27 protein-coding genes and 1 tRNA gene are annotated in these 23,342 nt (G+C 32.8%); 1 reads left to right on the top strand and 27 read right to left on the bottom strand.

Features of this window, described 5'->3' with window-relative positions; translation table 11 throughout:
- Positions 1-462: 462 nt before the first annotated feature.
- The 24 genes from minE to EV214_RS01150 all read right to left on the bottom strand — a co-directional run bounded on the left by minE (position 463) and on the right by EV214_RS01150 (position 19,170).
- A complete protein-coding gene (gene minE, locus EV214_RS01035) occupies positions 463-741 on the bottom strand; it encodes a cell division topological specificity factor MinE (RefSeq protein ID WP_207669596.1) in 279 nt (92 codons plus the stop codon).
- A 20-nt stretch (positions 742-761) separates the two neighbouring features.
- Complete coding sequence (gene minD / locus EV214_RS01040) at positions 762-1,556, bottom strand: septum site-determining protein MinD (protein WP_132241798.1); 795 nt, start codon at positions 1,554-1,556, stop codon at positions 762-764.
- A gap of 47 nt (positions 1,557-1,603) precedes the next feature.
- Entirely contained in the window at positions 1,604-2,242 is a 639-nt protein-coding gene (gene minC / locus EV214_RS01045; RefSeq protein ID WP_132241800.1) for a septum site-determining protein MinC, read from the bottom strand.
- A 112-nt stretch (positions 2,243-2,354) separates the two neighbouring features.
- The gene (locus EV214_RS01050; protein ID WP_132241802.1) at positions 2,355-5,117 is read right to left on the bottom strand and encodes a penicillin-binding transpeptidase domain-containing protein; all 2,763 of its coding nucleotides are present in this window, start codon (positions 5,115-5,117) and stop codon (positions 2,355-2,357) included.
- Positions 5,118-5,124: 7 nt separating this feature from the next.
- Positions 5,125-5,625 carry a rod shape-determining protein MreD gene (gene mreD, locus EV214_RS01055; protein WP_165916158.1) on the bottom strand — a complete coding sequence of 167 codons (501 nt, stop codon included), beginning with the start codon at positions 5,623-5,625 and terminating at the stop codon, positions 5,125-5,127.
- A gap of 13 nt (positions 5,626-5,638) precedes the next feature.
- The gene (gene mreC, locus EV214_RS01060) at positions 5,639-6,442 is read right to left on the bottom strand and encodes a rod shape-determining protein MreC (RefSeq protein WP_165916159.1); all 804 of its coding nucleotides are present in this window, start codon (positions 6,440-6,442) and stop codon (positions 5,639-5,641) included.
- 45 nt (positions 6,443-6,487) lie between these two features.
- On the bottom strand, positions 6,488-7,522 hold the full coding sequence (locus tag EV214_RS01065; protein ID WP_132241808.1) for a rod shape-determining protein: 1,035 nt from the start codon (positions 7,520-7,522) through the stop codon (positions 6,488-6,490).
- A 26-nt stretch (positions 7,523-7,548) separates the two neighbouring features.
- On the bottom strand, positions 7,549-8,211 hold the full coding sequence (gene radC, locus EV214_RS01070) for a RadC family protein (protein ID WP_132242043.1): 663 nt from the start codon (positions 8,209-8,211) through the stop codon (positions 7,549-7,551).
- Positions 8,212-8,420: 209 nt separating this feature from the next.
- A complete protein-coding gene (locus EV214_RS01075; RefSeq protein WP_132241810.1) occupies positions 8,421-8,999 on the bottom strand; it encodes a nucleoside triphosphate pyrophosphatase in 579 nt (192 codons plus the stop codon).
- Positions 9,000-9,008: 9 nt separating this feature from the next.
- Positions 9,009-9,257, bottom strand: a complete 249-nt coding sequence (locus EV214_RS01080; protein WP_165916160.1) for a DUF4321 domain-containing protein — start codon at positions 9,255-9,257, stop codon at positions 9,009-9,011.
- Positions 9,258-9,267: 10 nt separating this feature from the next.
- Positions 9,268-9,810: a Gx transporter family protein gene (locus EV214_RS01085; RefSeq protein WP_207669597.1), complete on the bottom strand. Its 543-nt coding sequence runs from the start codon at positions 9,808-9,810 to the stop codon at positions 9,268-9,270.
- Positions 9,811-9,823: 13 nt separating this feature from the next.
- A complete protein-coding gene (locus tag EV214_RS01090; protein ID WP_132241816.1) occupies positions 9,824-10,207 on the bottom strand; it encodes a NusG domain II-containing protein in 384 nt (127 codons plus the stop codon).
- Positions 10,208-10,348: 141 nt separating this feature from the next.
- Positions 10,349-11,332 carry an RnfABCDGE type electron transport complex subunit B gene (rnfB, locus tag EV214_RS01095; RefSeq protein WP_132241818.1) on the bottom strand — a complete coding sequence of 328 codons (984 nt, stop codon included), beginning with the start codon at positions 11,330-11,332 and terminating at the stop codon, positions 10,349-10,351.
- Positions 11,333-11,347: 15 nt separating this feature from the next.
- Positions 11,348-11,923 (bottom strand): electron transport complex subunit RsxA, encoded by a 576-nt coding sequence (gene rsxA / locus EV214_RS01100; RefSeq protein WP_132242045.1) that lies wholly within the window; start codon positions 11,921-11,923, stop codon positions 11,348-11,350.
- A 20-nt stretch (positions 11,924-11,943) separates the two neighbouring features.
- On the bottom strand, positions 11,944-12,546 hold the full coding sequence (gene rsxE / locus EV214_RS01105) for an electron transport complex subunit RsxE (RefSeq protein ID WP_132241819.1): 603 nt from the start codon (positions 12,544-12,546) through the stop codon (positions 11,944-11,946).
- Positions 12,547-12,562: 16 nt separating this feature from the next.
- Complete coding sequence (locus EV214_RS01110) at positions 12,563-13,123, bottom strand: RnfABCDGE type electron transport complex subunit G (protein WP_132241821.1); 561 nt, start codon at positions 13,121-13,123, stop codon at positions 12,563-12,565.
- Between the two features lies 1 nt (position 13,124).
- A complete protein-coding gene (locus tag EV214_RS01115; RefSeq protein WP_132241823.1) occupies positions 13,125-14,060 on the bottom strand; it encodes an RnfABCDGE type electron transport complex subunit D in 936 nt (311 codons plus the stop codon).
- A gap of 17 nt (positions 14,061-14,077) precedes the next feature.
- Positions 14,078-15,406: an electron transport complex subunit RsxC gene (gene rsxC / locus EV214_RS01120; RefSeq protein ID WP_132241825.1), complete on the bottom strand. Its 1,329-nt coding sequence runs from the start codon at positions 15,404-15,406 to the stop codon at positions 14,078-14,080.
- A gap of 426 nt (positions 15,407-15,832) precedes the next feature.
- Positions 15,833-16,384, bottom strand: coding sequence for an ATP-binding protein (locus EV214_RS01125; RefSeq protein WP_132241827.1), 552 nt, complete (start codon positions 16,382-16,384; stop codon positions 15,833-15,835).
- Between the two features lie 32 nt (positions 16,385-16,416).
- The gene (locus tag EV214_RS01130; protein WP_132241829.1) at positions 16,417-17,124 is read right to left on the bottom strand and encodes a PHP domain-containing protein; all 708 of its coding nucleotides are present in this window, start codon (positions 17,122-17,124) and stop codon (positions 16,417-16,419) included.
- 3 nt (positions 17,125-17,127) lie between these two features.
- Positions 17,128-17,460 carry a DRTGG domain-containing protein gene (locus tag EV214_RS01135; protein WP_132241831.1) on the bottom strand — a complete coding sequence of 111 codons (333 nt, stop codon included), beginning with the start codon at positions 17,458-17,460 and terminating at the stop codon, positions 17,128-17,130.
- A gap of 15 nt (positions 17,461-17,475) precedes the next feature.
- Positions 17,476-17,913: an ATP-binding protein gene (locus EV214_RS01140; protein ID WP_132241833.1), complete on the bottom strand. Its 438-nt coding sequence runs from the start codon at positions 17,911-17,913 to the stop codon at positions 17,476-17,478.
- Entirely contained in the window at positions 17,903-18,277 is a 375-nt protein-coding gene (locus EV214_RS01145) for a DRTGG domain-containing protein (RefSeq protein ID WP_132241835.1), read from the bottom strand. Before EV214_RS01145 ends, EV214_RS01140 begins: the two co-directional genes overlap by 11 nt.
- Positions 18,278-18,288: 11 nt before the next feature.
- Entirely contained in the window at positions 18,289-19,170 is an 882-nt protein-coding gene (locus EV214_RS01150) for an SPOR domain-containing protein (RefSeq protein ID WP_165916161.1), read from the bottom strand.
- Between the two features lie 306 nt (positions 19,171-19,476).
- On the opposite strand from EV214_RS01150, the gene EV214_RS01155 reads away from it, so the two are divergent.
- On the top strand, positions 19,477-20,028 hold the full coding sequence (locus EV214_RS01155; RefSeq protein WP_132241839.1) for a lytic transglycosylase domain-containing protein: 552 nt from the start codon (positions 19,477-19,479) through the stop codon (positions 20,026-20,028).
- Positions 20,029-20,153: 125 nt separating this feature from the next.
- Here the strand turns inward: EV214_RS01155 and EV214_RS01160 are convergent, their stop codons facing one another.
- From EV214_RS01160 to EV214_RS01170, 3 genes are all read right to left on the bottom strand, one after another.
- Positions 20,154-21,248: a C40 family peptidase gene (locus tag EV214_RS01160; RefSeq protein ID WP_132241841.1), complete on the bottom strand. Its 1,095-nt coding sequence runs from the start codon at positions 21,246-21,248 to the stop codon at positions 20,154-20,156.
- Between the two features lie 241 nt (positions 21,249-21,489).
- Positions 21,490-21,575 (bottom strand) — tRNA-Leu (locus tag EV214_RS01165).
- Between the two features lie 138 nt (positions 21,576-21,713).
- On the bottom strand, positions 21,714-23,336 hold the full coding sequence (locus EV214_RS01170) for a peptide ABC transporter substrate-binding protein (protein ID WP_132241843.1): 1,623 nt from the start codon (positions 23,334-23,336) through the stop codon (positions 21,714-21,716).
- Between the last annotated feature and the right edge of the window lie 6 nt (positions 23,337-23,342).

Raw genomic sequence — 23,342 nt, forward strand, 5'->3', positions numbered from 1 at the left:
TTTCTTCTACTGAACATTAATAACCATATTCCTTTCTTTGTTCAAATTTTTTATCGAGCTTTCTATGATACATTTCTTGTTAAGGAATCTTAACTTGATGATCATTTCCGTTATATAATAACTCTTGGATAGAGGTTAGATGTAATCACCTTGGAAAGAGACTTAGAAAAGTCTCTATACCCGTAACAGAGCGTATCATTCCAATAATGAGTATTTCTATGATTAGCTGGTTAAGTTTCCTAATAGGAATTACCTGTGTAACAAACAAGGTTATAGCCTCATTGATCAAGTGGATCTCTTATCAATCTACATCATTCGCTTCTCATATGCTTAATTTAAATTATATCATATTAACTGAAATTCACTCAACAAAAATTATCTATTTTCATAAATTTGATTTTTTTAAAATAAAAAAGTCTGCCTTTTTAAATAAAAGGTTGACTTTTTTATTTATTGCATAACTTATTTTGCTTTCATCTTTTTGATAGGAATATTTGCGATCAACGCAGGAACCATCGCATCATCTATACTTCTCTTTGTTTTAGAGATCTTAATATCTAAGCCGTCTTCATCTATTTCTATATAATCAGAAATGACATTAAGTAGATCTCCCTTAATCATTTCTAGAAAATGTGGAGAGCAGTTTGTTCGATCATGAACAAGAACTAATCTCAGCCTTTCCTTTGCCACATTTTTACTAGAGGAGTTTTCTCTACTAAAGAGTTTGAATACATCCATCATTTTTTTCTCCCCTTTCAGATTTATTTCATTCCAAATAACTTTCGAAGTCTTGACATAAAACCTTCTTGACCGTCTAATTCAAGAAATTGGATTTCTTCTCCTAAAATTCTTTTTGTAATATTTCTATAGGCTTTTCCAGCCATGGATACATTATCTACTACAGCAGGTTCGCCTTTGTTTGTAGATATAACAATCGCTTCATCATCAGGAACTACCCCCAAAAGATCTATGGCTAAAATATCTATCATATCTTCAATATTCATCATGTCGCCTCTTTTAACCATATCTATTCTAACTCTATTAATCACCAAAAGAGGATCTCTTAATTCTGCTGCCTCTAATAATCCTATAATTCTATCTGCATCTCTTACAGCCGAAATTTCTGGAGTAGCAATAACAATGGCTTTATCTGCACCTGCAATTGCATTTTTAAAGCCTTGTTCAATTCCTGCTGGACAATCTACCAAAACATAATCAAACATTTCTTTTAGTTCATTACAAAGCGTTTGCATTTGCTTCGGATTAACAGCATTTTTATCTTTTGTTTGTGCGGCAGGTAATAAAAACAACCCACTATATCTTTTATCTTTAATAAGTGCTTGTCTTAATCTACAAACACCGTCTACTACATCCACAACATCATAAACGATTCTATTCTCTAGTCCCATTACTACATCTAAATTTCTAAGGCCAATATCTGCATCTACAACTACAACTTTCTTCCCTTCAAGGGCTAATCCGGTACCAATATTTGCAGTTGTAGTGGTTTTACCCACGCCACCTTTGCCTGAAGTTACTACGATTACTTCACCCATTTTTGTTCCCTCCATCATTAGTATTTCGTATAAAAATTTTTTAAAATTTACTTATTTGGTAAATAAGGTTCAATTATCACAACACTATTTTTTATGATTGCAATCTCAGGTCCCATTGGTTTTATTGTTTCATTGTCTGGAGATCTCGCAATCATATCCCCTATTCTTAATAATGTTGGTTGTAAGCTAAAAGCAGCAACAAAAGCCCTTTCATTCCCACTTGTTCCAGCATGTGCGAAACCTCTCAGAGCACCCATGACTAATATGTTCCCCTCTGCCATTACTTGGGCACCTGGATTTACATCGCCAATAATAATAATATTTCCTTCAAATTGAATGCGCTGACCTGAACGTATTGTTGCCCGAATGAATTTTGTATTTCCTTCTTCTATTCCCTCAAAAATTTCCTTAGTTACTTGTATCTCTTTCCTCTGTATTTCTTCATTCTTTTCAACAATGACCATTCCAAATTTCGAATACATAATTTCTTTTATCTCTTCTTTTTCTTCATCTGATAAAACTTTTCCTTGAATACTAATGACCTTGGCCCCTTCAAAAAATTGCTTAGCGGATTCAAGTTTTTTGATTAATTGTTTTTTCAAATTCGCATAATCTGAGTTTCTATTTAAATAAATAGATATTCCTTCTTTGCTACCTTTGAATGCAACAAATTTTTCTTCGTACATCCATTGATTCCCTCCAAATTAGTACAAATAGTTCTTCCACTCCTAATAAGTTATTCTTCAAAATCCATTCAAATCCTCTTTTTTGATAAAAAAAATACACTTACCCATTTATTTAATTTGTAAGTGTATTTTTAAGTTCAATCTTATCATATTCTTTATTTAATCCTAAATATTCTGCAATAATTTCGCGCGCAACAGGACCTGCATACCCTCCATGCCCTCCTTGAAATATTAAAGAAACTACAGCAATCTGTGGGTCATCACTTGGCGCATAGGAAACAAACCAAGCAAAATTATCGTAATCATCCTTAAACTGGTCTAAAACCTTATCCGTAATTTTACCATTACTCAAATCTTTTATTGCTTTTCTCATTGCTAAACTCTCGTATATATATTTTTCACTATATTCTTTTGCTTTTTTCTCAACATCTGCCCAATTCATATAGGGCGCAATTCTTCCTAAATATTTTTTTAAATATACAATTTCATCTTCATCCTTTAGCTGAATTTTCCCTGATCTTTCTGCCGTTCCAGTTTTAGCTGCTACTTTAATAGGAAAGTTTTTAAAAATAGTTCTTGCAGTTCCATGGTCTCCCTCCCCTGCTTGTTCCATCCCTTTCCTTACATGATCTAAATTCTGGTAATTCTTTAAAGGTATTCTAATGCTTTCATGTTTTCCATTATTATCAGATGTTTTTTCATTCCCAACTTTCTTTACGACATGTGCTTCATTATTGTATCCTCCATTTACCAATGTCGCCATATATCTAGCCATTTGTAAAGGCGTGTATGTATGTTGCCCTTGTCCAATAGAAAGATTGAAGGTATCACCTTTTGTCCATTTTGCTTGATTAAAATAGCTAAATTTAACTACATCTACTAATGGTTCGATTTTTTCTTCTTTTACCCCTAATTTACTTACTCTGCCTATTAATGCGCCTCTAGAAGGGTTTTCATCTATCCAACCTATGATTTGTTGTATCTGATTTTCTAATGCTGCTTTATCGGATAGAATTTCTTTTTTAAAATATTCTTTTGCGGTCCTTTCAAGTTCTCTTTTTAATAAACTTTTTGTAGCTTCCATTTTCTTCTTAGGATTTGGTACCCCATAGGCACTCTCACTTATTTCTATCCCTGTAGATTGTCCTAATCCAAACATTTTAGCATATTCTAGTATTTTATCAACATTCATAGAAATATTTAGTGGCTTATTTTTATAATAGTCCCATCCTGTTGATACATCGTAAAAGTAATAGTTACATGATACTTCAAGGGCTTTATATAAGTCAACCCAGCCATGATTACCATGATACTCATTCCAAATCCAACATCCGAAGCTCTTTGCCCCGAGTTTAATATATCCACCATCATACAACTTTTGCTTAGGATCTAATCCTTGCTCTATTGCAGCAAGACCCGTTATCATTTTAAAGATAGATCCAGGTTGAACGGCGGTTTTTGTTGCTACATTATAAAGAGGTAACGGAGATAATGGATCCCTTGGATTATTATCTTGAACAGATTCCCAATCTTTTGATGAAATCCCTGTAGTAAAGAGATTCGGATTAAAGGATGGATAATTTGCCATGGCTAATACTTCTCCAGTATTTACATCAAGTGCTACAACTGCACCAGATGTTGCATGTTTAAATGCTGAATACTTATAATCTCCCCATTTGCTCTTAAAAGTACCGCCTACTTGAATTTGCTTTAGTGCCCTCTCCAAAGCTTCTTCTGCAACTTTTTGAAGATTTGCATCTATGGTAAGATGTATCGTTTCGCCTTTTTGTGGTTTTTCCTCTCGCAATACATTAACAAGTCTTCCAATGGCATCAACTTCTACATATTTGGCCCCATCTTTTCCCTTTAAATTATTTTCATACGCTCTTTCTAGACCATCTTTTCCGATCAAATCATTTGGTAGATATCCCAATTCTTTTGTGAATTTTTCTCTTTCATTATCAGATATTTTTCCTAAGTATCCAATAATCTGGGCTGCCTGTTCGTCATTAGGATAATAACGGATAGGTTCTACCTCAACATTTACACCTGGTAATTCCATACTTTTTTCTTCTATTGCTACAACTGTTTTATCTGATACGTTTAATGCTATTTTTACAGGAAGATATTTTCTATATCCTTGTTCTTTTAATTCATTTCTTATGGCTAATATTTTTCTAGCATCTTCATTTGAATAATCACTAGATATTTTAAAGTCTTCTCTTAAAGCATTAAATGCTTCTTTTGCTGATAATTTTTCATCTAAATCATATCCTTTTAGAAAATTTTCTTTTTTCATCTCAGGTATAAATTTCATAGTTTTTACGGAAATAGGCGGGTATATACCTTTACTTTGCATTTTTTTTTGTGCTTCAAAAGCATCTTTTGTATCTATTTCTAAATTTTTTTTCAATCTATTAAATACATCCTCTGCATTTTGAATATCTACATTCTCTTCTTTAAGCAGATGTTCATTTGTATAAATCCATTCTTCTATTTCTTTGTCAAAAGTATAATAAAATTGGTTATTTTCAACTTTTATAGGAAAATTATCATTATATTCTTCTCCATTATTTTCGAGAATATTTAATAATTTTACCGATACTTCATTGATCTTTTCATCTATTAATTCATTCTTCATAATTTGCACAGTAAAACTGGGCTTATTCACTGCAAGGGGTCTTCCATATCGATCTCTTATTTCTCCTCTTGGCGCAGAAATAGGGATCTTCCTCATTATAGTTTCTTCTGCCTTTTTTTTGTATTTTTCACCTTCCACAATCGTTAAACTAAATAATCTTAGTACAAGAATAGAAATAAACATTGCAAAAAATACAATCATTTGATTATGCCTATCTTTTAATTTTTCGAACATTTTTTCATCACCTTATTTTTACTTTCATATAGGAGTGTTTACTTATATTAAATATAGCTCTATAAACAAATATGGACACTATCGCATTATATATCACTTCTAAAAAAATAATTTTCCTAAATAAAAGAAATATATTTATCGTATTATGTGTCATATACATTATCACGTAATACATTAGATGATATATAATCGTAGCTATAATTGTAAAAAAGACAGGTGTCAAGTAATTATCCTTATAGATATTTTTTTCAAAAATCCCGATATTGTAGCCTATGATCATATAAATCAATGTATTTGCGCCTAACATATTTCCTAACAAAATATCTTGTACCATTCCTGTAAAAAAACCGATAGCAGCGCCTCTTTTTTTTCCCGATAAAATTGCAAATACTATAACGATAATTAAAGAGGTATTCGGCAGTATTTCTAATATCCGGAAATGTTGTAAAAGCGTAGATTGCATTAAAAAATTTAAAATAATAATGCTTGAAATGATAAGTGCTCTCATACCTAGAACTCCTTTAGTCCAACCCATCAGGTATTATTATAAATACTTTATCTATTTTTTTGAAATTTACTACCGGCTCTACAATAATTGTTTTCAAAAGCTCATCTTCTTTTTTTACTACTTCTTTTATTTCACCAATCAATATTCCTTTTTCGTACATACTAAGACCCGAGGTTATCAGTTTATCCCCTACTACTACATCCGCTTCAGGTTCAATCAAATATCCCATCAGTTCTCCTTTCAGACTTCCTCTAACAACACCAAGATATTGATTATTGCGAAGAACCTGAAAACTTACAGAGCTTTGTTTATCTATAATGCTTATTACTTTCGACCAACTATCTCCAACTTCATAAACTCTTCCAATTAAACCTTCTCCATTCATTATCGTACTATTTTTACGAACCCCCTGGTTTTTCCCTGCATCAATTATAAATACCTTAAACCAATTTCCAACATCTTTTCCAGTAACACTTGCTGTTACATAATTTTTTTTATGATTTTGGCTAACATATTTTAATGCATCTTGTAGATTTTTTAATTCATCTAATTCATCTCTTGTAAGGGATAGGGCAATCACTTTTTGATTTAATGCTGCTATCTCTTTTTTTAATGTTTTATTCTCTTTTGAAATTGTTCTAAATGTAAATAATGAGCTTATGCCATCATCAACAACTTGCCCACCTTTATACAATATCTTTTGTACCGGTGTGATAATTTTCCCAAGTAAATTTTCAGGTACAGATACTTTCGCTCGTCCGCCTATAGTAATACCCATTGCAATAATGATAATGATAGTAACAAACGTCACTATCATTATCGGTCCCCTTTTAACCAATTTTTTCATAGATTATTCACCACTTTATCTAAATCTTTTTGAAGAAATCAATACTCTTTTTAGTGTTTCAATTTCTTCAATAGTTTTACCTGTACCAAGTGCCACACAATCTAATGCTTCTTCCGCAATATGAACAGGCATTCCTGTTTCTTTTTGAATCAACTTATTAAATCCATCTAACAGCGCTCCCCCACCCGTCAACATAATTCCTTGTTCCATAATATCTGCTGAAAGTTCTGGAGGCGTTTTTTCTAATGTATACTTAATTGCTTCAATAAGTACATTGATTGGCTCATGCAACGCTTCTAATATTTCTGTAGATGAAATAGTCAATGTTTTTGGTAAACCTGATACCAAGTCTCTTCCTCTAATAGCCATTTTTTCTTCTTTCACTTTAGGAAATGCTGAACCTATTGTTACTTTTATTTCTTCAGCTGTTCTTTCCCCAATCATAAGGCTATATTCTTTTTTAATATATTGGACAATAGACTCATCTAATTCATCTCCACCAACCCTAACTGACCTACTTGTTACAATTCCGCCTAAAGAAATTACTGCGATCTCTGTTGTACCACCACCAACATCTACAACCATACTACCTGTAGGTTGTTCAACAGGTAATCCTGCTCCAATTGCCGCGGCCATGGGTTCTTCAATAAGATATGCTTCCTTTGCCCCTGCTTGAACAGCTGCTTCTTCAACGGATCTTCTCTCAACTTCTGTTACGCCAGATGGTACCCCTACCACAACGCGAGGTGCAGAAAATAGTGTTTTTTTAGGATAAGCTCTTTTAATAAAATATTTCAACATACTTTGTGTAATATCAAAATCAGCGATTACACCATCTTTTAATGGTCTAATCGCAACAATATTCCCTGGTGTTCTACCAATCATTTGTTTTGCTTCTTGACCTACAGCAAGTACTTCTTTTGTGTCTAGCTGTATAGCAACTACAGAAGGCTCCCTTACTACAATTCCTTTTCCTCTAACATATACGAGTGTATTTGCTGTTCCTAAATCTATTCCCATGTCCTTTGAAAACATATTAAATAATCCCATAAATATTGCTCCTTCCTATACTTGCTTTATATAATAGAAATTTCTTTTAAACTTAAATAATTCCCATCGCCAATAATGATATGATCTAAAATTTCAATACCAATGATTTTACCTGCTTCAATTAATCTTTTTGTTATTTTTATATCTTCGTTACTCGGATCTGGATTTCCACTTGGATGATTATGAATCAGTATGATAGAGGATGCACTTTTTCTTATGGCACTTACAAACACTTCCCTTGGGTGTACGAGAGAACTATTCAAACTCCCAATGGAAATATTCTCAGTAATAATGATTTCATTCTTTGTATTTAGAAGTATACTTTTAAAATACTCCTTTTTATAATACCGCATTTCTTCCATAAAAACATTTGCCACGTCTCTTGACGACCTAATATTTAATTTAGCCTTAGAATTACTCATTGCAAGTCTTTTTCCTAGTTCAATTGCAGCTACAATTTGACATGCCTTTACTTTAGCAATCCCCTTTATTTCACTCAATTCTTCTATGGTACAGTCCGCTAAATATCTTAACCCACTATGACTTATAGATAGAATTTTTTGTGCCAATTCAATAGCAGAAGTCTCTTTTGTTCCTGTTCGAATTAATATAGCTAAAAGTTCCGCATTAGATAAGACGCTTACACCAAATTTTATTAGTTTCTCCCTAGGCCTTTCACTTTCAGCCATCTCTTTAATAGATATATAATCATCCTTAGCCACTTTCTATCGCACCTTCTCTTAAGGATTTATTTCATCATAAATTACCTAATCTTGTTATTATTGTAACCATTTTCTTACGCTCTTACTCCTCTACATATCTTTCATATGCCAAGAATTAAGCCTCTTGAAAACAATTAAACTTTATTCACAATATTAAATATTTATTTCCCTTGTCCTTAAATGAGTTCAATTTGAAAGTGGTCCTGTAATATACTTTGAAGCTTTGATATGGGTAATCCAACTACATTAAAGTAATTTCCTTCTATCCATTCAATCATTGCCGACCCTTTTCCTTGAATACCATAAGCGCCTGCCTTACCCCATACTTCTCCTGTATAAATATACCTTTTCATAGCCCTATTTGTCAATTGTTTTACTTTTACTTTTGTTTTATCGAAACTCACAAACTTATTGAACGTATGCGCTTGTACCACTGCAAGTCCGCTAATTACAAAATGTACATCATTTTCAAGAAGTTTTAGCATTCTTAATGCATCTTTATCATTTTTGGGTTTGCCTAAAACTTCATTTTTTACTACAATTGTATCAGCAGCTATAATAATATCGCCTTGATCACAATTTTCTACTACTGCCATGGCCTTTTCAAATGCCAAAGCCATAGCAATTTGTTCTGGCGTTTCTCCTACATGTATTTTTTCTTCAATATCTGCTACCTTTATTTCAAATGGAGTTTCAAATATTTCAAAAATCTCCTTTCGTCTTGGTGAACCTGATGCTAATATGATTTTATTCAAGACACGCACCTACAATCTGCTAAAAACAAATATTGCCAGTATAATGCCTACTATGCTAGCTAAATTAAAATTAACCATCATGCCTAGTGTAAATTTCATCACTTCAAGGTTAATTGTAAATGGCTGGAATCCAATAGGTTTACTATATCCAAGGATGCTAATATGCTCTTTGAACAATTCTCCTAGCAAGCCTCCAATCACAACCCCTACAGCTAATAGCAATAATAAAATCCAAGTATTTCTATTTCTACCACGCATAAAATACCTCCTAAATGTGTCTAGGTCTATCTTTATATCCATTCCCTTTTTTAGGTACAATTTTCTTTAGATGGTTTGCTGTATATATAGATGTTAATCCAACAAAATACCCAGTAAAAAGGCTTATAATCATCATAAATGGTAAATAAGTGAAAATAAGAAAATTATAAACCATAAGGCTTGCAACAGTAAGTTGTGCAATATTATGCGCTAATGCGCCAAAAACACTTACCCCTATTAAGCTAAATTGCTTTGAAAAATATCTGTCCACAAGCCACATGATAAAAGTACTAAATAAAGCGCCTGATAAACTATAAAATAGTCCCGTCACAGCCCCGGTACCAAGTGTTGCCACAAAGCACCTCAGTGTACCTACTACCAATGCATATTTAAATCCAAATACAACTAAAGTTACGAGATTTACAATATTTGCAAGTCCAAGTTTTGCTCCCGGAACCCCATAAATAGGTAATGGTATATAAGTTTCTACTATCTGAAGGGCAATACCTACTGCAACAAGCAGTGATAAATAGATCATTCTTCTTACATTCATCATTTAATCCTCTCTAATAGCTAATACTATCTACGTCAGATTTTTTTGATATTAGCTTTATAGATACTCTATTGGGCAAACAAATACTTGTTTGATTAGCTTTTGTAATCTTCCCCATTTTTACACATAGTTGATCTTTACAATCTGATTCTAAAAACTTAGCCCCATCCCCTCCAACTTCAATGATACTGTGCCCATAAATTGTATCGATTTTAACGGTACTCGGAGGATTGGATGGATCTAGAGAAATTTTTTTATATTCTTTTCCATCTACTTCAATTATTAAATACAAATGTTCATCATTATGCGTTATAGACTTAACAAAAAACATGCCCATTATGGCAAAAAAAATAATCGAAATTATTAACCATCTGTCCCATTTTGTCACTATAATCATCTCTCAACTCTTATTTTTCATCACAATTTCCTATCAAATCAGATAATTTAAGTTTAACATTTTGACTTATTCATTACAAGCAATAAATTCATATTCATTATGGAAAATAAAAGAACATGCATAAACTGCATGTTCTTTTATTTATTTCATAACAATTGTTTTCTTAGGACATTTTTCTACGCAAGCACCGCACCCGATACATTTATCTTCTAACACCTTGTGTACTTGTTTTAATTCCCCTTCAATCGCATCAACTGGACATTTTTTCGCACAGATTGTACAGCCAATACAATTTTCAGCAACAATCTCTGCTTTTTTTCTTTTTTCAAAGTTTGCATAAATTGCTCCTGTTGGACATTTTTCTGCACAAATCATACAGTTTTTACATTTGTCATAATCAATTTTTGCAAGATTATTCTCAAAAGTTATGGCTTCAAACGGACAGGCTTTCACACAAAGTTGACATCCTATACATCCTACAGCGCAATTATCTTTCACAACTTTTCCACGCTCTTTATTGTTACAATCAACGACTACATTTTGCGCATAGGGTACAATGTCGATCACATTTTTCGGACATGCTTCAATACATTTCCCACAAGATGTACATTTTTCTGGATCTACTTTTGCAATACCATCTTCTGTTATATAGATTGCATCAAATGGACAAACATTCACACAGGTACCAAGACCTAAACATCCATATGCACAACTTTTACTTCCTCCTGAAACCATTGCAGCTGCTTTACAGTCTTGTATGCCATAGTATTCAAATTTTTCCTTGCAATTTGAATGTCCACCACTACATATAACTCTAGCAACCTTTTTCACATCATCCCCTGCTGCTACACCCATGATCTCAGCAATCTTACTTGCACATTCTGCGCCTCCAACAGGACAAGCATTTACTGGTGCTTTTCCTTCTACAATTGCATTTGCAAGACCTCCGCATCCTGGGTATCCACATCCTCCACAGTTTGCACCTGGTAGTGCTTCACCAATTGCAGTTACTCTTGGATCTACTTCTACAGCAAACTTCTGTGAAGCATAAGCAAGTCCTGCTCCAAATAATAGTCCCATTCCACCTAGACTTACAACAGGACCCATAATTGTTGATATATCCATGTTTTTTCCCTCCTTTTACACAAGTCCGGCAAATCCTAAAAATGCAATAGCCATTAAACTAGCTGTTATAAGCGCTACTGGAAATCCTTTAAATATACTTGGTACATCTGCTATTTCTAAACGTTCTCTAATTCCTGCAAAAAGAATAATCGCTAAAGAAAATCCTACCGCTGCTGCTATAGCATTTACGATTGTTTCAATTAAATTATACTCAAATTGAATATTTAAAAGTGTTACCCCTAAAACTGCACAGTTTGTTGTAATAAGTGGTAAATATACCCCTAACGCTTGATATAGTGTTGGGCTCATTTTTTGAATAACCATTTCTACAAACTGGACCAATGCTGCAATTACCAATATAAAAGCAATTGTTTGCATATAACCCAATTCAAAAACATCTAAAATATAGTGTTGCACCATCCATGTAATAATTGATGCTAATGTCATAACAAATGTTACAGCCATGCCCATACCCGTAGCGGTTTCAACTTGCTTAGATACGCCTAAGAAAGGACAAATCCCTAGGAACCTTGACAACACGAAGTTATTTACTAATATACCACTAACGAGTATTACAAATAATCCTTTCATATCCATTATCTTTTCCCCCTTTAATTTTGTGTTGCTTTTCTAGCTTGCACATAGTTTAAAAGCGCTAATAATAATCCTAAAGCAAGAAAAGCTCCTGGAGGAAGAATCATTATTAAAGCTGGTTGGAAAGATGCGCCAAATAAAACTTTACCAAATATTGCACCTGCTCCTAGTATTTCTCGAACACTTCCTAATATAGTAAGTGCAATGGTAAATCCTAATCCCATTCCAATGCCATCTACTGCAGATGCTACTACAGAATTTTTTGATGCAAAAGCTTCTGCTCTTCCTAAAATAACACAGTTAACAACAATAAGTGGAATGAATAAACCTAATTGACTGTCAAGTGCAGGCAAATACGCTTTTAGTAGCATTCCTACAACTGTAACAAATGTTGCAATGACAACAACAAATGCTGGTATACGGATTTTACTTGGTATCACCTTTTTAAGTAGTGAAATTGCCGTATTTGATCCTATTAAAACTGCTGTTGTTGCAAGCCCCATACCTATTCCATTAACTGCTGATGTTGTAACCGCAAGAGTTGGACACATGCCAAGCATTTGTATAAAAATCGGGTTTTCAAATAAAATTCCCGCCATAAAGATTTTTCCTAACTTCATTTTGTCACCTCCAAAACTATTTTAACTTCTCGTTAAATAATTTAATTGCACTATTTACACCTTTTGTTACCGCTTTTGAAGTAATCGTTGCTCCTGAAATAGCCATAACCTCATTATCTTTTAGTTCTCCTGATTTAATAACTTCTACTTCCTTATCAACGCTTTTTCCATTATATTGATCCTTGAATTCTCCTGATGCTTTCGCCCCAAGTCCTGGTGTTTCATTATGACTTCCTATGTTTACACCACTAATCGCATTGTCCATAGTAATACCAATCATTACTTCAACTTCTCCGCCATATCCACCCGGATTTGTCTTGATTGTATAACCTACTGTTTCACCATCTTTGACACCTTTAAATACTTCTAGAATATTTTCATATCCTTCATATTGCCCTTTATCTACTTCTTCAAATTCAGCAGCATCTGGAAGTACTGTTTGGCGCGCTGTGATATTTGCTTGCATCATTTGCGCTTCAATAGGAGCTTTTGTAATATCATTTGTATATCCAAGTATAGTAGCTGCTACAGCTGCTATAATAAATAGAATGATTCCTAATTTTCCTATCTCTTTCATTTTACTTCACCTCCCCAAATACTCTTGGGCTCGTATACTTATCAATAAGTGGTGCAGCCACATTCATTAGTAATATTGAATAAGAAACACCTTCTGGATATCCGCCAAATTTTCTAATCACTGCCGTTAATATCCCACATCCTAATGCAAAGATCATTTGCCCTTTTGCTGATACAGGTGATGAAGCATAATCTGTTGCCATGTATATTGCCCCAATCATTAATCCTCCTGCAAATACTTGGCTAATCATAAAGTTAAAATCAAATCCACCAAATATGAACATGAGTACTGCAACTGTTCCAATGTAAATTACAGGTATTCTTGGTGTAATTACACCTCTATAGACAAGATAAATGCCTCCAATAATTAAAAGCAATGCAGAAGTTTCACCAATACATCCTCCAATATTTCCAACTATCAAATCTGCAATAGAAGGCAACTCGCCCGCAGCTTCTCCACCCATGATTGCTAGTGGTGTTGCTGTACTCACAGCATCTACTCCTGGTTTTACCCAAGCTGTCATTTGTACTGGCCATGAAGCGAGTAGCATCGCACGTGCTGCTAATGCTGGATTCATAAAGTTATGTCCGAGTCCTCCAAATACTTGTTTTACAATAGCAATTGCAAAGATTGATCCAATTACTGGAATCCACATAGGTGCACTTGCTGGTATATTAAAGGCTAATAATAATCCTGTAACTACCGCACTCCAGTCATTAATTGTAACCGTTTTTTTACACATCTTTTGTATGACTGCTTCTGTTACTACTGCTGCAATAACTGCAGCTAAAATCACTTTCACTGCACCCATTCTAAAAAAATATATACCTGCTAATGTTGCAGGCATTAGCGCAATTACAACATCTCTCATTATTCTATTAACTGATTCATCTGCCCTTATGTGGGGAGACGAAGATACAATAAGTCTATTATCCATATTCTCATTCCCTCCCATTACTTAGTCTTTCTTTTTTTTGCAACAATTTCGCGCTTAGATACTCTAATTGATTGGAGTAGTGGTCTCTTGGAAGGACAGATAAACGAACAAGAACCACATTCTATACAGTCAAGTGCATGGTATTTCTCCGCTGTATCATGCATATCATTTAAAGAGTACGCACTAATATATAAGGGTTGTAAGAAAGCTGGGCAAATTTCAACACATTTACCACATCTTATACAGGCCTTCGTTTCAGGAAGCTTCGCTTCTTCTGGTGTGAAAACAAGTATTCCCGATGTACCTTTTATTGCTTGAAGTTCATCTGTATATTGCGCAAGTCCCATCATTGGTCCACCCATGATAATTTTGCCAATATTTCCATTGTATCCACCACATTGCTCAATAATTTCTTTTGTAGGTGTTCCTACCTTGATTAATAGGTTCTTAGGTTCTTTAATGCCTTTTCCTGTAACTGTACAAATTCTTTCTATTAAAGGCATTCCTGTTTTAATAGCATTGCTAATTGCTGAAGCTGTTGCAACATTGTTTACAATAACACCCGCAGCAGATGGCAGTCCTCCTGATGGAACTTCTCTCTTTGTACAAGCATAAATTAATTGTTTTTCAGCCCCTTGAGGATATTTCGTTTGAAGTCCTACTACTTCTATCGTACTTTCTTTTTGTGCTGCTTTTAGCATACTTTCGATGGCATCAGGCTTATTGTTTTCTATTCCAATATACGCTTTTGAAACATTTACAACTTTCATCATTGCTTTTAATCCATAAATAATACTCTCTGGATCTTCTAACATGAGTCTATGGTCAGCTGTTAAATATGGTTCACATTCAGCACCATTTAAAATGATCGTATCAATCTTTGCATCTGGTGGTGGAGATAATTTTACATGGGTTGGAAAAGTTGCTCCTCCCATACCTACCATACCCGCTTCTTTGATAATCGTAAGAATTTCCTTTCCTGATAGAGATTCTAGATCCCCCTTAGGTATAACACTTTCATGAATCTCATTGAGTCCATCTGATTCAATCACAATACATTGTGCTTCACCTGCTGGTATTGGTACTTTCATGGTTTTAATTTGTTTCACAACACCAGAAACACTACTATGAATAGGTGCAGAAACAAAAGCTTTTGCTTCGCCTATCTTTTGTCCTACTTTTACCTTGTCTCCAACTTTTACTAGAGCTTCACAAGGTGCTCCGATATGTTGTTGAAGAGATATAGCAACAATACTTGGATCTTTAGCTTTTTCAACTTTTAAATTTTCCGTTGCTTCCTTATAATGTGGCGGATGTACCCCACCTCTAAAGGATAAAAAGTTCATGTATGTTCACCCCTTATTTAATAAAATTGTTATTTAAATCTGCCCATGCCCATATGCAATGATGCTTTTGTTCTTCACTATATTTTTTGTGGTAAAATGTTCATTCTTTTAAATTTTTCTAATGTATACTGTATTATGTGGAAAAATCTAAAATGTTCCTTGTATTTATTTAATACATCTCCAAAAATATAGGATCATTAAAACAATATTTTCATGCACACAATTATATATTAACTTTTCTGTCGAGAAAAGTCAATCTACCTTCATCATATAGATTTAATTCATAATTTATGAAATATAAGGAATTGTGTAGTTTTCTGTGATTTTCCATTCTTAGATATTAAAATTTTTTCCATCATTTACGCAAAAAATAAAATCGCACTATGCAATTTTATTTTTAAGAATAAATGAAAACTATTAAATTTTTCATTTATTCTCTTTCTTTAGATGCATTAGCCCTTCTATCAGATAATGTTTTATCCAATCAATAACTTCTGTATTATTTAGTGGTACATCTCCTAATATTTTCTTTACTTCTCTCGTATCAACGACAAATTTATGATCATTTAGCCAATGCACATATAAATAATCAATCTTTTCATTTGATATAATCATACTAATGATGGTTTCTGCCATATTTCCTATAGGCGCTCGATCAATATGATTTTTTTCAAAACTTGCATATATTTTTGTCCCTTTACCTAAGGCTGAATCTATATAGAACTTACCATTACATCTTTCTGCTGCAGCCTTAAACAAAGAGATTCCTAACCCCACCTTTCTCGTTGTCCGTGTCGTTACAAAGGGGTTTGTTACTTTTTGTACTAACTCCTTACTCATGCCTATGCCATTGTCAATAATTTCTATGGTCATAGCATTCTTTTTTTCATTCTCATCAATCATAATCTTTATAAGAGTAGCTTTAGCTGTAATACTGTTTTGAACAATATCTAATATATGAAGTGATAGTTCTTTCAATCTTCAACCCCTCCGTTATTGATATTTATATACTATTTTAACGTATCTAAAACACTATCAATGTTTTTTTTCTTTACTTCAATAAAATTTTCACGTTCTAGTATATGCCATAAATAATGGGCATCTGAACTTTTAATGATCTTGTACTTGCTTAAATACTTATATTTACGCAAAAACTTTTCCACATCACACTTTTTTGACACTTCTAAAATCTTAATGGGCAATTCTTTAGGAATAAAACCTAAATTTGCAATTACACTATAAGCGCTTCTATCTATGTGCGCTGGAATCACTGCCCCATTTAAATTATTCATTTCTATAAAGACTTCATTTAATGAAAGGTTTACAGAAGCAATGAGCATTCTACTATTTTCTTTGATTACTTCATCTTTCTCATTGAAAATCAGCTGTCTCCCAAAAATTTTCGGAATATTTTCCTTTTCTTCTAGTTTGCTATAAACCAATTTTTGAAAAATATTTGCGCATTCTAAATTTTTAAACAAGCAAATCAAATGCACTTCTTCCTTTGTTTGAATTTCCATACCAGGTATGACAAGAATATTTTTATTTTGTGCCACTTGCATACAAGCTTTACAATTTTCCACACTATTATGATCCGTAATCGCTATGGCATCTAATCCTTTTAATACACTCATATTGACAATATTGTTTGGTGTCATATCATTATCTCCACAAGGCGATAAAGCTGTATGAATATGGAAATCTACGGCTATTTGCATATTCTATAATCCCAGTTGCTTCATTTTACAAAATATTTCATAACTATTTAAATCTGTACTCAAAATAAAAATATTTTCTTCATTGGCTTTATCAATTGTTTCCTTTTCCACTGGGATAGACTCTGGTATAATAATACAACTAATCTCTAGTAAACTTGCAACGGCTACAATATTCATATGCGTTTGAACCGTAATCCAAGCATCCCCCTCTTTAGCACGCGCCATGACCCAGCTTAATAAATCACAACAATATACGCCTTTGATTTTTCTGGAAATTAAAGGATCACTTGTTATTAATTTAAAGTTTGCTTTTTTAACTAAATCCATCACTTGCATTCTTTTCCCTCCTACTTATATATAGATTTTTATTTCAAGAACTGTAAATTCACCTGATTTTGACTGCAGATCAAATTCATCGCTATATCTTTTCATATTTGGAAGTCCCATGCCTGCACCAAATCCTAACTCTCTCACTTTGTTAGAAGCAGTAGAGAATCCTTCTTCCATTGCACGATCAATGCTTTTAATACCCGGTCCTCGATCCTTAGCAATTATTTGTATATCATGAGGACTAATAAATACAGTTATTTTTCCACCATCTGAATGAATTACAATATTCATTTCTGCTTCATAAGTAACAATGGCCACTTTTTTTATGGTTTTTGAATCTATACCTAATTGCCTAAGAATCTTTTTAATATTGCTTGATGCTTCCCCAGCTCTAGAAAAGTCATCTTTTATGATCTCATATTCTAATTTTATGCTATTTTTCCCTTGTTCATTGTCCATATGATTCGTTCTCCTCCTTGTTAAAAATCCCTTTAAGTCCTTTCATATACAATATACCACACGCTGTATATAGCGTATGATTTGTACAAAGTAATATCATGTTATTTTTATTTGCTAGATCAACCACTGCTTTATTAGGTTTTTTTCCTCTCACAAAAACAATTGCATTAATGTCTATCATCTCTGCCGTTCGAATTACCTGTGGATTTGTAAGGCCTGTTAGTAAGAGTGTTTTCTCGTTAATAAAAGCTAGCACATCACTCATCAGATCACACCCAAAAGCCGTATTTACTTCTGAATTTAATGATTCCTGTCCCGTTAGGCATTTTGCATCTAGCCAATTCATTATCTCTATAATTTTCATCCGAATCCTCCTCAATATTCATTATTTGTTACGAAATCTGAATATTGGTACAACCCTTTCATCAATGTATTTTGTATTGTCATACATGATTTTGTATCATTCTTCAGACCATCTTGCAATCCTTGTATAAAATCATCTACTAATTTTACAAATGCATGGTATATCGCTTCAATATGTTTTGTTGGTTTCTCTTTTTTTAATTTATCTTTCATATCTTCTAAATCATCAATCTGTTTTTGAATCAAAATATGAATAGGCTTTTCTTTTGATCTTATGATGCTTTCAGATACGTCCTTAAAGATTTCAATAAGTCGTTTATTTTGACTTTCTAGTAGCATACTACACTGCGCATCTGCTTCAGCATATTTAATTGTTTTTATCGGAACACTTCTTGTCGTTACAAAAGCTCCCTCATATTCTTGTTTCACATTCCTAATAAATGGTTCTATGCTTTCTCTATCTAACATTGAAATCGTCATTACTTTATACCTCTCATTATACCAAATATAAGCCCCCATTTCTTTGGATTTTAATTCATCTACCAACACTTGTGCATTCTCTTTTGTGGAAAAGCTTCCTACTTGCATACTAAATATGTCAAGTCCCTTGATCTCAAATGCACTCAGATATGTTTCTTTTTCATTGGTAGGTTGTATATTTTCACTATTAGGCTGTATATTTTCATCTGGCTTAACTACTTCCCTAGGGATCTCGTTGAAAGTATTTTCTTTTATTTCTACACTATTTTTAGAAAGAATGGGCTTAATAACATATTTTGTACCTAAATATCCTAATAAAATCGATATACTTGGCAATAGTATTAAAAATATAATAATAAAACTTAATTTTTTCCCCTTACTTTCTTTTCTAACTTTTGATCTTGATTGCCGCATTCCTATACCTCCCCTAAAATATATCCTTTCCATCCATTTCAAAAGCGCTCTCTTCCTATATAAATTTTCTTCTATATTTTATTTTCTACAGTCCTATCATTTTTTCCTTCTTTATCTATGTGGGTTAATTTTTTTATAGATTAAGAAAACAACTTGCAAAATTAGTAAACTTATTTTTTAATTATGCCTTAATATATTATTTCACTATTTTTTTCTAAATAATTACATTATCGCCACTAAAGAAATGTGTAAATACATCCGATACATACTGTAGTTTGATAAATCATACTAAAAGGAGTCCTTATCATGCGTAATAATCCTGTCCAAAAAATATTTGATCAAAAAATAGCCGAAATACAAAGTCGACTACCCGTCAACTTAAACTTTGTAAAAAATCATACTTCCACAAATTTTGAAGACATTTTAAATGAAAGTATTGGTAATGAAGCATACGAAAATATTTCTCATGAAAGTTATAATTCTATTATCGAATCCGCTTCTAAAAAATATAATGTTGATGAAAATCTAATCAAAGCAGTCATCCATGCAGAATCAGGGTTTAATAAAAATGCCCAATCAAAGGTTGGTGCACAAGGTCTAATGCAATTAATGCCTCAAACAGCCAAAACACTTGGTGTGACAAACCCTTTGAATCCTTCTCAAAACATTTATGGCGGTACAAAATACCTTCGTGATCTATTATCAAAATATGATGGGAATACGAAGCTTGCTTTAGCGGCTTACAATGCTGGTCCTAGTAATGTAGCTAAGTATAACGGAATTCCTCCTTTTGCTGAAACAAAGAACTATGTTAATAAAGTGCTTCATTCAAAAGAAATCTATGAAGATACAAAGTAAAATTCTCTTATTGCTATCGCAACAGCTCATTTCGCCAACGAAATTATTCACTAACGTTCATAATTTCCATTGCTCAAATTAAAAAAGTGATTTAAAACCCCTACTATAAAATAGTAGGGGTTTTTTTAAAAGAACCTTCTAGCAGTAACATATCTTTTATTATAATGTCCATCATTAAAACTCGATATAATTACACTCATGGCGCTACCTGAAGAGGCATGTATGAACTGTCCATTGTCTATATATATACCCGCATGACTAACTTGCCCTGATCCATTGCTATTAAAAAAAACTAAATCTCCTGCTCTTAGATCGTCTTTTGATACTTTTACACCATTTTGGGCTTTTGCTTGATCTCTCGATACTCTAGGAAGCTTTATGCCAATATTTTTATACACATAGGATGTAAACCCTGAGCAATCAAAAGTGTTTGGTCCATTAGAGCCATATACATATCTTTTACCTAATTGTTGCTTAGCAAAATTTATTACTTCCACTCCAAGACTAGATCTACTTCCACCTCTTGACGTAGATTGGTCATTTAATAAAATCTTTACATAATCTTTATAAATCCAACCTTCTTGTTGATCTGCTGTAATAATATGATACCAACTATCTTGAAAATCTTTTATCAATATATCACTATCTGCTCCTATCGTTTTTACAATTTCACCTGTGTCAGATGGATTTGCTCTCATATTCACATTATTTCCTGTAATCTTCGCTTTTTTATAATTATTCTTTATCGTTACAAATTCTGAACTTACCCAGCCTTCTTTTTCGTTATCAAGGAGTAACCCATACCAACCTTCATTCTCTTTCGTTATGGTTACTTCCAATCCACCCTCTATTTTTTGTATAATATTTGCATCACCATTTGGCTCCTGGCGCACATTTAAGCAATTTGCTTTTACAATACCTTTCTTAATCAAGTCTTTTTCATAATCTACCATAACAATTAGTTTATTGTTTACCCATCCTATTTTTCCATCATTTAATGCTACTCCAACCCATTCTCCGCTATTATCTACAGCAGAAATATATTCCCCTAATTTCAAAGTATTTACAACTGCTGATTCTATTTTAGGTTCTTCCCTGACATTTACATCATTTGCTATTACTACACCTTTCATACTTTCTTCACCATACACAAAAGAAAATATAAATAAATTGCACAACAAAATCACCATTATAACAAAAACATATTTTATAAACTTCATCCTTTGTCAGCCCCCATTAAAATCAGTATTTTAAATAAACCTTAAAACAATTTCCCTTTATGTCCTATTCAAGTTATCCTGTCCTATAGATATTCTATCACATTTTTACAACGTTCTACATATTATTATTCTACATACAAATAAAAATTCCTGCCTGTCACAATATTTTTTTTAATTTAAAAATAAAAAAGCTACCCTAAATCAGAGACAGCTTTTGTTTTTACATTCACTTATTTTTATATGGTGCAAGGGATGGGACTCGAACCCACACACCATTACGGCACAAGTCCCTCAAACTTGCGTGTATGCCAATTCCACCACCCTTGCATATTTCCAAATCATCATACTATAATATAGAAGAATTGTCAATATGATCTAAGCAGTCCAACAATCGCATTATCTCAAATTCACATTCCCTATATATTATATCTTATTTTTAATAAACTGTCAATAAATATTGCATGCCTATTTTGACTCTTCTAAAAGATACCATTTTTCAATATTGCCATATATATTGAAAGGTCTTGGCATTATATCCCCTTTTACTCGTTTTTTCATAATAATTGAACTATTTTTAAAATATAAGCTAAAGTAAGGAACCTCTTCTACAATAAAATTTTGCAATTGTTTATATTTTTCTTTTCTCAATGATTTGTTTTTGTCATTTAACGCCTCATCTAATAATCTATCCATTTCAGGATTACTATAGCTAATAAAATTGGTATTTCCTACATAGCTTGAATGCAAGGCGAATCGAATATTAGAAGAATAGGGTAATCTCCAACCACTTAAAACAATATCAAACTGCTTTGCTCCTATTCTTTTTTGGTATTCTTCCCAATTGACCTTATTAATCACTATATCTATTCCTATTTCTTTAAGCTGGGATGCAATCATTTGCGCACCCTCTATCCTTTGCAAGTTGTCACCATTTACTAATAGAGATAATCTTAGTTCTTGTCCTGATTCATTCTCAAGCCATGGGTCTGTATCTCTATTTTCCCAATTCGACTCTTTTAATAATTTCTTCGCCTTTAATAGATCTTTCCCCATTTTTTTTTCATTTTCATCATACAAGTATGCATCTGGATGAATCGGTACATCTACTACTGTCGCATGTCCTAAATAGACTTCATCAACAATAGCATGTCGGTCTATACTATACCCTAATGCACTTCTAACATTTTTATCTTGAAGAATCTTATTACGAAAGTTAAATCCTAAAAATTCATAATCTTGGGTTATATATTCATAAATTTTTAGTGATTTATCTTCACTATATTTTTCCCAGTCAAAGTTAGTTGCTTCTGCAACATCTATTTCACTTGTTTCAACAGACGTCAGTACTGCTTCTTTGTCTGGTATACGCTTCGCAAGTATTGAAGTAATATAGGGCTTATCTCCCCAGTAATCGTCATTAAGCGTAAATTTAATGCTTTTAAACTTGTCATATGTATCAATCTTATAAGGTCCTGTTCCGATGGGTACAAGATCTATTTTATTATAAACGTCTTGGCTACTTAAAAACTTGTGTTTTGGTATAATTGGAAATGTAAATAGCTCTATTGCATTGTTTATAGGCGTTTTAAATCCAATGGTTATTCTATATGCATTTATCATTTGAACATTGTTTATGTCCTTTACATACACACTATAAACAGATTCTTTTCTGCCTACATTCATTCTAAGGGCCTCTATGGTAAACTTCACATCTTCCGCAGTAAAAGCTTTCCCATCATGCCACCTTATATCATTTCTTAAATCAAAAGTCCATTCTTTGCCATCCTCTGAGACATCCCATGTTTGGGCTAAAGCTGGTTGTGTTTCTAGCTTTTCATCTAAGGTGATTAATCCATCATAAATAAGTTTATTTAAATAATAAACACTTTTGTTATCATTCAAAATGGGATTTAATGTATCAAACTGAATAACAGGAATAATCAATTCCCCTCCTGATACAGGATTTCCAATTTGTACAAATTCCTCTTTACTTGGTTTGATTTCTGCATTTTTATCCATACATCCTGATAATATCAGTAAAATCGTTAAAACACTTATGCAACAAAAAATCTTTTTTTCCTTTGTCACTCAAAT

It is taken from the genome of Marinisporobacter balticus, from assembly GCF_004345705.1.
GTDB classification, from domain to species: Bacteria; Bacillota; Clostridia; order Peptostreptococcales; family Thermotaleaceae; genus Marinisporobacter; species Marinisporobacter balticus.

What these genes read in the sequence shown, in the direction of transcription:
- minE (WP_207669596.1), bottom strand. Translation starts at nt 741, where the DNA reads ATGATGGATGTATTCAAACTCTTTAGTAGAGAAAACTCCTCTAGTAAA.
- minD (WP_132241798.1), bottom strand. Translation starts at nt 1,556, where the DNA reads ATGGGTGAAGTAATCGTAGTAACTTCAGGCAAAGGTGGCGTGGGTAAA.
- minC (WP_132241800.1), bottom strand. Translation starts at nt 2,242, where the DNA reads ATGTACGAAGAAAAATTTGTTGCATTCAAAGGTAGCAAAGAAGGAATA.
- EV214_RS01050 (WP_132241802.1), bottom strand. Translation starts at nt 5,117, where the DNA reads ATGTTCGAAAAATTAAAAGATAGGCATAATCAAATGATTGTATTTTTT.
- mreD (WP_165916158.1), bottom strand. Translation starts at nt 5,625, where the DNA reads ATGAGAGCACTTATCATTTCAAGCATTATTATTTTAAATTTTTTAATG.
- mreC (WP_165916159.1), bottom strand. Translation starts at nt 6,442, where the DNA reads ATGATAGTGACGTTTGTTACTATCATTATCATTATTGCAATGGGTATT.
- EV214_RS01065 (WP_132241808.1), bottom strand. Translation starts at nt 7,522, where the DNA reads ATGGGATTATTTAATATGTTTTCAAAGGACATGGGAATAGATTTAGGA.
- radC (WP_132242043.1), bottom strand. Translation starts at nt 8,211, where the DNA reads ATGGCTGAAAGTGAAAGGCCTAGGGAGAAACTAATAAAATTTGGTGTA.
- EV214_RS01080 (WP_165916160.1), bottom strand. Translation starts at nt 9,257, where the DNA reads ATGCGTGGTAGAAATAGAAATACTTGGATTTTATTATTGCTATTAGCT.
- EV214_RS01085 (WP_207669597.1), bottom strand. Translation starts at nt 9,810, where the DNA reads ATGAATGTAAGAAGAATGATCTATTTATCACTGCTTGTTGCAGTAGGT.
- EV214_RS01090 (WP_132241816.1), bottom strand. Translation starts at nt 10,207, where the DNA reads ATGATTATAGTGACAAAATGGGACAGATGGTTAATAATTTCGATTATT.
- rnfB (WP_132241818.1), bottom strand. Translation starts at nt 11,332, where the DNA reads ATGGATATATCAACAATTATGGGTCCTGTTGTAAGTCTAGGTGGAATG.
- rsxA (WP_132242045.1), bottom strand. Translation starts at nt 11,923, where the DNA reads ATGAAAGGATTATTTGTAATACTCGTTAGTGGTATATTAGTAAATAAC.
- rsxE (WP_132241819.1), bottom strand. Translation starts at nt 12,546, where the DNA reads ATGAAGTTAGGAAAAATCTTTATGGCGGGAATTTTATTTGAAAACCCG.
- EV214_RS01110 (WP_132241821.1), bottom strand. Translation starts at nt 13,123, where the DNA reads ATGAAAGAGATAGGAAAATTAGGAATCATTCTATTTATTATAGCAGCT.
- EV214_RS01115 (WP_132241823.1), bottom strand. Translation starts at nt 14,060, where the DNA reads ATGGATAATAGACTTATTGTATCTTCGTCTCCCCACATAAGGGCAGAT.
- rsxC (WP_132241825.1), bottom strand. Translation starts at nt 15,406, where the DNA reads ATGAACTTTTTATCCTTTAGAGGTGGGGTACATCCGCCACATTATAAG.
- EV214_RS01130 (WP_132241829.1), bottom strand. Translation starts at nt 17,124, where the DNA reads ATGCAAATAGCCGTAGATTTCCATATTCATACAGCTTTATCGCCTTGT.
- EV214_RS01135 (WP_132241831.1), bottom strand. Translation starts at nt 17,460, where the DNA reads ATGCAAGTGATGGATTTAGTTAAAAAAGCAAACTTTAAATTAATAACA.
- EV214_RS01140 (WP_132241833.1), bottom strand. Translation starts at nt 17,913, where the DNA reads ATGGACAATGAACAAGGGAAAAATAGCATAAAATTAGAATATGAGATC.
- EV214_RS01145 (WP_132241835.1), bottom strand. Translation starts at nt 18,277, where the DNA reads ATGAAAATTATAGAGATAATGAATTGGCTAGATGCAAAATGCCTAACG.
- EV214_RS01150 (WP_165916161.1), bottom strand. Translation starts at nt 19,170, where the DNA reads ATGCGGCAATCAAGATCAAAAGTTAGAAAAGAAAGTAAGGGGAAAAAA.
- EV214_RS01155 (WP_132241839.1), top strand. Translation starts at nt 19,477, where the DNA reads ATGCGTAATAATCCTGTCCAAAAAATATTTGATCAAAAAATAGCCGAA.
- EV214_RS01160 (WP_132241841.1), bottom strand. Translation starts at nt 21,248, where the DNA reads ATGAAGTTTATAAAATATGTTTTTGTTATAATGGTGATTTTGTTGTGC.